Raw genomic sequence first — 8,065 nt, forward strand, 5'->3', positions numbered from 1 at the left:
GCCGACCCGCACGGCCCGGCGCGCAGGCCGTGCGATGTGAGATGGCGCGGCCCGCGCGGTCGATGCGGGTCGCGCCATTTCCATTCTCTCCCTTAGATCTTCGTCGCCAGGTTGTCCGGAAGAGGGTCGTACCGAGCGAAGTGCCGGGTGAACGTCGCGGTGCCCGACGCCAGGGAGCGCAGCTCCACGGCGTACCGGATCAGCTCGGTCGCGGGCACCTCGGCGCGGATCATGGTGTGCCCGGGCGTGATATCGGCCTCGGTGCCCAACACCCGGGCGCGGCGGCTGGACAGGTCGCCGAGCACGGCCCCGAGGTGGTCGTCGGGCAGTCGGATGGTCACCTCGTCCATGGGCTCCAGCAGCGAGATCCGGCTGTTGGCGGCGGCCTCCTTCAAGGCCAGCGCGCCGGCGGTCTGGAAGGCCGAGTCGGAGGAGTCGACGCTGTGGGCCTTGCCGTCGACGAGGGTCACGCGCACGTCGACGCACGGGTGATCGCCGTGCAGGCCCTTGGCCAGCTGGGCCCGCACCCCCTTCTCCACGCTGGGGATGAACTGGTGCGGCACCGATCCGCCGACGACCCGGTCGACGAACTCGAAGCCGGATCCACGCGGCAGCGGCTCGACCTCCAGGTCGCACACGGCGTACTGGCCGTGCCCGCCGGACTGCTTGACGTGCCGGCCGTGCCCCCGGGCGGCCTTGGCGAAGGTCTCCCGCAGCGGCACCCGCACGTCCTCGGTGTCCACCTCGGCCCCGCCGGCGCGCAGCCGCGCCAGCACGACGTCGGCGTGGGCCTCGCCCATGCACCACAACACCATCTGGTGCGTCTCGGTGTTGCGCTCCAACCGGAGCGTCGGGTCGCCGGCCACCAGCCGGGCGAGGTTGCGGGCCAGCGTGTCCTCGTCGCTCCGTTTGCGGGCGATGATCGCGACCGGCAGCAGCGGCTCGGGCATCAGCCACGGCGACATCAGCAGCGGCTGGTCGGGGCTGGACACGGTGTCGCCGGTCTCGGCCGAGCCGAGCTTGGTCAGCGCGCAGAGGTCGCCGGCCACGCAGAACGGCACCTCGCGCAGGCTCGACCCGAGCGGCGAGTAGATGTGCGCGACCCGCTCGTCCTCGTCGTGGTCCTCGTGTCCACGGTCGCTCATGCCGTGCCCGGAGACGTGCACTGACCGCTCCGGCCGCAGCGTCCCGGAGAACACCCGGACGAGCGACACCCGACCGACGTAGGAGTCGACGGCGGTGCGCACGACCTCGGCGGCGAGCGGGCCGTCCGGGTCGGTGGCCAGCTCCAGCACGGTGCCGGCGATCGGGTCGGTCACCGACGGCAGCGGGTGCTCCAGCGGCGACGGGAAGGCACGCACGATGCCGTCCAGGATCTCGGCCAGCCCCAGGCCGGTCGCCGCGCACGCCGGCACGACCGGGTAGAACGAGCCGCGGCTGACCGCGGTCTCCAGGTCGGCGATGAGCACGTCCTGGTCGATGTCCTCGCCGCCGAGGTAGCGCTCCATCAGGGTCTCGTCCTCGCTCTCGGCGATGACGCCCTCGATCAGCGCGTTGCGGTGGTCGGCCATGAAGTCGGCGAGCTCGGCGTCGGGTTCCCGCACGGTCGGCGGGTAGCCGTCGGAGTAGTCGAAGACGCTCTGCGTGATCAGCCCGACCAGCTTGGTGTTGCCGGAGCCGGGGACCGGGAGGTACAGCGGCAGCACGCCGGCGCCGAACGCCTCCTGGCAGGCCGCGAGCTCGGCGTCGAAGTCGGCGCGGTGGTGGTCGAGCCGGGCGATCACGACGCCGCGCGGCATGCCGACTGCCGCGCACTCCTCCCACAGCGCCATGGTCATGGCGTCGATGCCCTCCGACGCGCCGACCACAAAAACCGCGGCGTCCGCGGCGCGCAGGCCGGCCCGCAGCTCGCCGACGAAGTCGACATAACCGGGCGTGTCGATGAGATTGATCTTGACGTCCTGGTGGACCAGCGGGGCCACCGCCAGCCCGACCGAGCGCTGCTGGCGCTGGGCCGCGGGGTCGTGGTCGCACACGGTCGTGCCCTCGGTGACGGACCCGGCCCTGGTCAGCACGCCGGAGGCGGTCAGAAGCGCCTCGGTGAGCGTGGTCTTGCCGGCCCCCGACGGGCCGACCAGCACGACGTTGCGGACCTTGGCCGGGTCGGCTACAGCGACCGCGCCGCCGGATTGGGTGTTGTCGGTGTTCTTGGACCCCATGGGGTCACCTCCTGAACGAACCGAATTGGCCTGGAGCACACCTCGATGTGTTCGATCTCACACCCGAACCGCTGGTCGGACAAGCCCGCCGGCGAAGTGGCCTTCCGTAATTGTGTCGGATTGGCCTCAAACACCAGGCCACGTTCGACCTAGCATGGAGCGCGTACCCCCTCGCATACCCCGAAAGGTCGGCACGGTGAACATCGAGCCCACTCCCGCCACCGGCACCGCCCGCGTCAAGCGCGGCATGGCCGAGATGCTCAAGGGCGGCGTGATCATGGACGTGGTCACCCCCGAGCAGGCCAAGATCGCCGAGGACGCCGGCGCCGTCGCCGTCATGGCGCTGGAGCGCGTGCCGGCCGACATCCGCGTCCAGGGCGGCGTCGCCCGGATGAGCAACCCCGACATGATCGACGGCATCGTCAACGCCGTGTCCATCCCCGTGATGGCCAAGGCCCGCATCGGCCACTTCGTCGAGGCCCAGGTGCTGCAGGCCCTCGGCGTCGACTACATCGACGAGTCCGAGGTGCTGACCCCGGCCGACGAGGCCAACCACATCGACAAGTGGCCGTTCACCGTGCCGTTCGTCTGCGGCGCCACCAACCTGGGCGAAGCCCTGCGCCGCATCGCCGAGGGCGCGGCCATGATCCGCTCCAAGGGCGAGGCCGGCACCGGCAACGTCGTCGAGGCCACCCGGCACATGCGCCAGATCCGCGCCGACATCGGCCGGCTGACCGTGCTCGACGACGCCGAGCTGTACGCCGCCGCCAAGGAGCTGCGCGCCCCGTACGAGCTGGTCAAGGAGATCGCCGCCACCGGCAAGCTGCCCGTCGTGCTGTTCACCGCCGGCGGCATCGCCACCCCGGCCGACGCCGCCATGATGATGCAGCTGGGCGCCGAGGGCGTCTTCGTCGGCTCCGGCATCTTCAAGTCCGGCGACCCGGCCCAGCGCGCCTCGGCCATCGTCAAGGCCACCACCTTCCACGACGACCCCGACGTCATCGCCAAGGTCTCCCGCGGCCTGGGCGAGGCCATGGTCGGCATCAACGTCTCCGAGCTCCCCGAGTCCCAGAAGCTCGCCACCCGCGGCTGGTAGTACCCTCCGCGATCCCCCCGGTGTTCGGAAGGGACCATTCCTCTACTCGGAGTGTAGGAAGGACGCCTTCACGTCAACGGGCGGCGGATCGTGGCCACGCGGTGGTCACCGGCAGTGACCAGGCCGACAACATCATCATCGAGCTGGCCCGGGTCTGTCAGGATCCGGGGCCAGCTCGATGTCCGCCTCCTCGTCGGTAAATTCCGACAGCAGCACGCCGCGCGCCTCGAACGCCGATCCGCGGCTCGCGGCGGCGGTGCCGTTCTCACGGACCAGGCGGAGAAGTTCCCTGCGCCACACGGGATCGGTCTCGGCCTGGTAGATCCAGCGGGGGCCGAGCACGCTGTGCTCCGCGGTCACGATCAGGGCGCCGCCGTCCAGCGGAGCGCCGCGGTAGGTCATCGGGACCTGGTAGACGACGCCGCCAGCCTCGATCACGTGGATCTCGATGCCGACCTCGCCGGCCGGGTCCTCGAAGCGGAAAAAGCCGACCGGCCTGAGCTCCGGCACCCCGTCGCCGCGGTGCCAAGGCTGCCTTGCCAGCCATGGCGGCAGGAATTCGCGGAATGATGGCGTGAGAGTCGCTCCCTGGTGAATCACACGACCATCCAACTCAGCACCGGCGTGGACTGCAGGAAAACGAGCAGACACATCAGGGCCAGCAGGATGAGGCTCCACAGGAAGACCCGGCGGAACAGGTCGCCCTCGCGGCCGGCCATGCCGACGGCGCCGGCGGCGATGGCCAGGTTCTGGGGGCTGATCATCTTGCCCAGCACGCCGCCGGAGGAGTTGGCGGCGGCCATCAGGGTGGGACTGAGCCCGGCATGCTGGGCGGCGGTGACCTGGAGCGCGCCGAACAGGGAGTTGGACGAGGTGTCCGAACCCGTGACGGCGACGCCGAGCCAACCCAGGACCGGGGACAGCAGGGCGAAAAGGCCGCCGGCGTTGGACATCCAGGTGCCGAGGGTGGTGGTCTGCCCGCTGGCGTTCATCACGTATGCCAAGGCGAGCACAGCCATCACGGTGACGATGGCGGTCGCCAGTTGACGGTACGTGCCGCCGTAGGCGCGCAGGGCGGCGCCGGGCTTGATCCTGATCACGGGGATGGTGATCAGGCCGGCGATGATCAGCAGGCTGCCGGCGGCGTCGAGCCAGTCGAACTTGAACGCCGGCAGCGTGGATGCCTTGCCGCTCAGGGTGTTCAGGTGCAGGCCGGGCCAGTTGAACGTGACGGTGACGCTGGTCAGGGCGTCCTTGATCGCCGGGACCTGGGCCAGCGCGAACACGGCGATGATGATCGCGTACGGGGCGTAGGCCCGCAGCACCTCGGCCCGGCTGTCGGTGTTCTCGGCCCGGCTGCGGCGGCGCACGACGAGCACCACGGCCAGCGCGCTGAGCAGCGAGGCGACGATGTCCGTCAGGGGAGCGCTGAAGAAGTTGGCCACCGCGAACTGCGCGACCGCGAACACCACGCCGCAGGCGATCGTCGCCGGCAGCGTCTCGCGCACGCCGCGCCAGCCGTCAATGATGCCGACCAGCACCATCGGCACGAACAGGGCCAGCACCGGCGTCTGCCGGCCGACCATCGATGCCAGGTCGTGCAGCGGCAGGCCGGTAACGGTGGCCAGGGTCGTGATCGGCACCGCCAGTGCGCCGAAGGCCACCGGCGCCGTGTTGGCCACCAACGCGACCGTGGCCGCCTTCAGCGGCTGGAAACCCAGCGCTATCAGCATCACGCTCGTCACCGCGACCGGCGTGCCGAAGCCGGCCAGCGCCTCCAGCAACGCGCCGAAGCTGAACGCCACGATCACGCCCTGGATCCGCTGGTCGTCGCTGACCCGCGCGAAGGACCGCCGCAGCACGTCGAAGTGTCCGGTGTGGACGGTCATGTTGTAGATCCAGATCGCGTTGACCACGATCCACAGAATCGGGAAGAAGCCGAACGCCGCGCCTTCCGTGGCCGCCAGCAGCGCCTGGCCGACCGGCATCGGATAGCCGAGCACCGCCACCAGCACGCTCACCGCGAGCGAGATCGCCGCGGCCAGCCAGGCCCGGATCCGGAACACGCCCAGCAGCACGAAAAGCACCACCAGCGGCAGCGCCGCGAGCAGGGCGGACAGGAGCAGGGAGCCGGCGATCGGGGCAAGGACCGGGGTGTACATACGTCACCACCTCGCCGTTGAGGGTGCGGTAGACGCTAGTTCACGACCAGAGTGATGGCGGGGATCCACAGTTGACGCAGGAGGTCCGGTGTCGGCCAACGTGACGGTGCGCAGTGATGGGCGTGGCGCGGAAGTGGTGCTTGGTTCCGGCGGGAGCGCCAACGCCCTGGGGCACGAGGATTGGCGGGCCCTGGAGCTGGCCTTTCGGAATCTGCCGAACGACGTCCGCGTGGTGGTCGTGCGGGGGAGCGGCAGCACCTTCAGCGCCGGCTCCGACCTGCGCGAGTGGGTGCACGCCGCGCCCGACGACGTGGACCGGGCCTTCGCCGCGATGGAGGCCGCCTGCACCGCCATCGAGGAGTGCCCGACGCCGGTGATCGCCCAGGTCAACGGGGTCGCCGCCGGGGCGGGCTGCCAGCTGGCCCTGGCCTGCGACCTCCGGGTGTTCGCCGACGACGCCCGCATCGGCATGCCCATCGCGCGGCTGGGGATTCTCGTCAGCCCGGCCTTCGCCGCCCGGCTCGCGCTGCTGGCCGGGCACGGCCTGGCCCGGGAGCTGCTCTACACCGGGCGGCTGTTGACCGCCGCCGAGGCCGTCGCCGCCGGCCTCGCCAACCGCCGCGTGCCGTCGTCGGAGCTGGCCGCCGCGACCGCGGAGCTGGTGGCCGCCGTGGCCGCGCAGCCCCGGGCCGCGTTGGTCGCCGCGAAGCAGGCCGTCAGCGTCGGGCTCTCACCCACCCGCGCCGCCGCCGACAGCTTCGCCAGCGGCCCGGCAGTGTCCTATGAGGACTTCCAACGCGGCGTGACGGCCTTCCTGTCCCGCAGCCGCCACCCGTGACCCCGGTGATGCAGGGAAGGACGCCTTACCCTCGTTCAACGCGGGTAAGGCGTCCTTCCCTGCATGTCAGTAGCGGTAGTGCTCCGGCTTGTACGGGCCGGCCACGTCCACGCCGATGTAGTCGGCCTGCACCTTGGACAGCTCGGTCAGCCGCACGCCCAGGGCGTCCAGGTGCAGCCGGGCCACCTTCTCGTCCAGGTGCTTGGGCAGCCGGTAGACCTGGCGCTCGTACTCGCCGGGCTTGGTGAACAGCTCGATCTGGGCGATCACCTGGTTGGAGAACGAGTTCGACATGACGAAGCTGGGGTGGCCGGTGGCGTTGCCCAGGTTCATCAGCCGACCCTCGGACAGCACGATGACCGCGTGCCCGTCGGGGAACACCCACTCGTGCACCTGCGGCTTGATCTCGACCTTGCGGATGCCCGGCACCTTGGCCAGCCCGGCCATGTCGATCTCGTTGTCGAAGTGCCCGACGTTGCCGACGATCGCGTTGTGCTTCATCCGGCCCATGTGCTCGGCCATCACGATGTCGCGGTTGCCGGTGGTGGTGATGAAGATGTCGCCCTTGTGCACCACGTCCTCCAGGTGCACGACCTCGAGGCCCTCCATCGCCGCCTGCAGCGCGCAGATCGGGTCGACCTCCGTGACCACGACGCGCGCGCCCTGGCCGCGCAGCGAGTCCGCCGCGCCCTTGCCCACGTCGCCGTAGCCGCAGACCACGGCCAGCTTGCCGCCCAGCATCACGTCGGTGGCCCGGTTGAGGCCGTCGGCCAGCGAGTGCCGGATGCCGTACTTGTTGTCGAACTTGGACTTCGTCACCGAGTCGTTGACGTTGATCGCCGGGAACAGCAGCTCGCCCTCGGCGGCCAGCCGGTACATCCGGTTCACGCCGGCCGTCGTCTCCTCGGAGACGCCGCGCATCTGCTCCGCGACCCGGGTGAAACGCTTGGCGTCACGGGCGATGCTGGCCGTGAGGGTGGCCAGCAGGATGCCGTACTCCTCGCCGTCCTCCTCGGTCGCCGCCGGCACCGCGCCGGCCGTCTCGAACTCGACTCCCTTGTGCACCAACATGGTCGCGTCGCCGCCGTCGTCCACGATCAGGTTCGGCGCCTCGCCGTCCGGGAAGGTGAACAGCTGGTCGGTGCACCACCAGTACTCGGCCAGCGTCTCGCCCTTCCAGGCGAACACCGACGTTCCGCGCGGCGCGTCCACCGTGCCGTCACGGCCGACGACCACGGCCGCGGCGGCCTCGTCCTGCGTGGAGAAGATGTTGCAGGACACCCAGCGCACCTGGGCCCCCAGGTGCACCAGGGTCTCGATCAGCACCGCCGTCTGCACCGTCATGTGCAGCGAGCCCGCGACCCTGGCCCCGGCCAGCGGCTTGCTCTCGCCGAACTCCGCCCGCAGCGCCATCAGGCCCGGCATCTCCAGCTCCGCCAGCCGGATCTGGTGGCGCCCCGCCTCGGCCAGCGCCAGGTCGGCCACGGCGAAGTCGATTCCGTTGACCTGCCTCAGTTTCCCGTTCATTCCGGTTCCTCCGCATGCTGACCGGGAGGCCCACCCTCATGACGAAGGGCGCCTCCCGCTTCGGGAGGCGCCCTTGTGACGTTCACACGGAGCCGAGCGTGGCGGACACGGTCCGCTGCAGCGCCTCTCGACTCCGCCCCCGAAATTAGCCAGCCCCAACCCGCCCTGTCAACGCCGCGAGTCCCGCTCTCGGGCAGTCATGAACTCGACACATGGTTGCCCG

At 70.6% G+C, this 8,065-nt stretch carries 6 protein-coding genes; 2 read left to right on the forward strand and 4 right to left on the reverse strand.

Annotation, left to right across the window (positions count from 1 at the left end):
• Positions 1-92: 92 nt before the first annotated feature.
• Positions 93-2,219, reverse strand: a complete 2,127-nt coding sequence (locus tag AB0M73_RS45465; RefSeq protein ID WP_363905732.1) for an elongation factor G-like protein EF-G2 — start codon at positions 2,217-2,219, stop codon at positions 93-95.
• A gap of 247 nt (positions 2,220-2,466) precedes the next feature.
• Here AB0M73_RS45465 and pdxS point away from each other — a divergent pair, with 247 nt between their 5' ends.
• A complete protein-coding gene (gene pdxS / locus AB0M73_RS45470; protein WP_363905742.1) occupies positions 2,467-3,315 on the forward strand; it encodes a pyridoxal 5'-phosphate synthase lyase subunit PdxS in 849 nt (282 codons plus the stop codon).
• Between the two features lie 135 nt (positions 3,316-3,450).
• On the opposite strand, the gene AB0M73_RS45475 is transcribed toward pdxS, so the two are convergent.
• Together AB0M73_RS45475 and AB0M73_RS45480 are read right to left on the reverse strand one after the other, a co-directional pair.
• Positions 3,451-3,993 carry a hypothetical protein gene (locus AB0M73_RS45475; protein WP_363905734.1) on the reverse strand — a complete coding sequence of 181 codons (543 nt, stop codon included), beginning with the start codon at positions 3,991-3,993 and terminating at the stop codon, positions 3,451-3,453.
• Entirely contained in the window at positions 3,912-5,477 is a 1,566-nt protein-coding gene (locus AB0M73_RS45480; protein WP_363905736.1) for an L-lactate permease, read from the reverse strand. The genes AB0M73_RS45475 and AB0M73_RS45480 overlap by 82 nt, the downstream gene beginning before the upstream one ends.
• 88 nt (positions 5,478-5,565) lie before the next feature.
• Between AB0M73_RS45480 and AB0M73_RS45485 the strand changes: the two genes are divergently transcribed.
• Complete coding sequence (locus AB0M73_RS45485) at positions 5,566-6,315, forward strand: enoyl-CoA hydratase/isomerase family protein (RefSeq protein ID WP_363905738.1); 750 nt, start codon at positions 5,566-5,568, stop codon at positions 6,313-6,315.
• 66 nt (positions 6,316-6,381) lie between these two features.
• Here the strand turns inward: AB0M73_RS45485 and ahcY are convergent, their stop codons facing one another.
• Positions 6,382-7,842 (reverse strand): adenosylhomocysteinase, encoded by a 1,461-nt coding sequence (ahcY, locus tag AB0M73_RS45490; protein WP_363905740.1) that lies wholly within the window; start codon positions 7,840-7,842, stop codon positions 6,382-6,384.
• Positions 7,843-8,065 lie beyond the last annotated feature (223 nt).

Source organism: Kutzneria sp. NPDC051319 (assembly GCF_040682195.1).
In the GTDB taxonomy this organism is placed as follows: domain Bacteria; phylum Actinomycetota; class Actinomycetes; order Mycobacteriales; family Pseudonocardiaceae; genus Kutzneria.

Coding starts and splice junctions, on each gene's coding strand:
- AB0M73_RS45465 (WP_363905732.1), bottom strand. CDS start 2,219: ATGGGGTCCAAGAACACCGACAACACCCAATCCGGCGGCGCGGTCGCT.
- pdxS (WP_363905742.1), top strand. CDS start 2,467: ATGGCCGAGATGCTCAAGGGCGGCGTGATCATGGACGTGGTCACCCCC.
- AB0M73_RS45480 (WP_363905736.1), bottom strand. CDS start 5,477: ATGTACACCCCGGTCCTTGCCCCGATCGCCGGCTCCCTGCTCCTGTCC.
- ahcY (WP_363905740.1), bottom strand. CDS start 7,842: ATGAACGGGAAACTGAGGCAGGTCAACGGAATCGACTTCGCCGTGGCC.